A 1,453-nucleotide genomic window follows, 5' to 3' on the forward strand; every position below is an offset into this window, starting at 1 on the left:
CGGCATCGCCCATCCTTGCGGAATAGCCAACCACATCGGCTGCCATGATAGTGGCCAATCGGCGCTGCATCGCGCTCCTCCATCGTTCTAGGAAAGCCTATGCCCTACGCAGCACAACGTCCACTTCTAGCCACAATAGAGGTCCTTACGAGTTCACCCTCTGGAGATGCTCAGACAGCCTCATGCTGGACGAGCCTGAAACTATCTTCAATGATAGCCGGTGTTCCCACGGTTCCGGTGGAGGCAGGATTATGGAAAGACGCCTCGCTGCAGTCATGTCGCTCGACGTGGTTGGCTACAGCCGTCTCATGGAACGCGATGAATCGGGAACGCTTGCGCGGCTCAAGGCTCAGCGAAAAGAACTGATCGAACCCACTATCGCAAAGCACCGTGGTCGCTTGGTGAAGCTAATGGGAGACGGCGCTCTAGTCGAGTTTGCCAGCGCCGTTGATGCAGTAGAATGCGCGATGGCGCTGCAAGAGGGCATGGCTGAACGCATGTCCCGCGAGCCTGAGGATTGCCGGATCCTCTACCGCATCGGCGTCAATATCGGTGATCTCATTGTGGAGGGAGACGATCTCTACGGTGACGGCGTCAACATTGCCGCTAGGCTTGAAGGGTTGGCTGCGCCAGGCAGTGTTTACGTCTCCCGGAACGTGGTGAACCAGGTCAAGGGCAAAGTGGGGTTCTTCTTCGAGGACCTGGGCCAGCAAAGCATCAAGAACATCTCTGAACCGGTCCAGGTTTTCAGGGTCAAAACGAAAAGTCCCGCGCCCAACGGCATCACTGACGCGACCGGTCCACCGCCCATTCCCGATAAACCCTCAATCGCGGTGCTTCCTTTCAACAATCTGTCGAGCGACCCGGATCAGGAATATTTCGCCGATGGCATGGTGGAGGAGATCATCACAGCGCTGTCGCGCGTGCGATGGCTTTTTGTGATCGCCCGCAACTCAAGCTTCACCTACAAGGGTCGGACAGTGGACGTGAAGCGGGTCGGTCGGGAGTTGGGCGTGCGGTTTGTGCTCGAAGGCAGCGTCCGCAAGGCTGGAAATCGCGTTCGCATCACTGGTCAGCTTATAGACGCCAATACAGGGGCACATCTATGGGCGGACAACTTTGATGGAGCGCTGGAAGACATCTTCGAACTGCAAGGACAAGTGACCGAGAGTGTCGTGGGCGCCATCGCGCCGAAGCTGGAGCAGGCTGAAATTGAGCGTGCGAAGCGCAAGCAGACCGACAACCTCGATGCATATGATTATTACCTTCGCGGCCTCGCGGCCATGTATCAAAGGAACAAAGAGGCCAACGAAGAAGCGCTGAAACTTTTCTCCCGGGCAGTTGACCTCGATCCGACCTTCTCCTCTGCCTACGGTAGGGCGGCGCGCTGTTATTCGATGCGCAAGGCCAACGGATGGATTGCCGACCCTGAAAAGGAAATCGCCGAGACTTT

The 1,453-nt window shown here is 57.1% G+C and carries 1 protein-coding gene; it reads left to right on the forward strand.

All coding sequences use genetic code 11. The annotated features are described in order from the left end of the window. Window positions 1-275 precede the first annotated feature (275 nt). The coding region (locus P8X75_15275; protein ID MEJ1996542.1) for an adenylate/guanylate cyclase domain-containing protein at window positions 276-1,453 on the forward strand (1,178 nt) is incomplete at its 3' end.

It is taken from the genome of Limibacillus sp. (assembly GCA_037379885.1).
GTDB lineage: Bacteria > Pseudomonadota > Alphaproteobacteria > Kiloniellales > CECT-8803 > JARRJC01.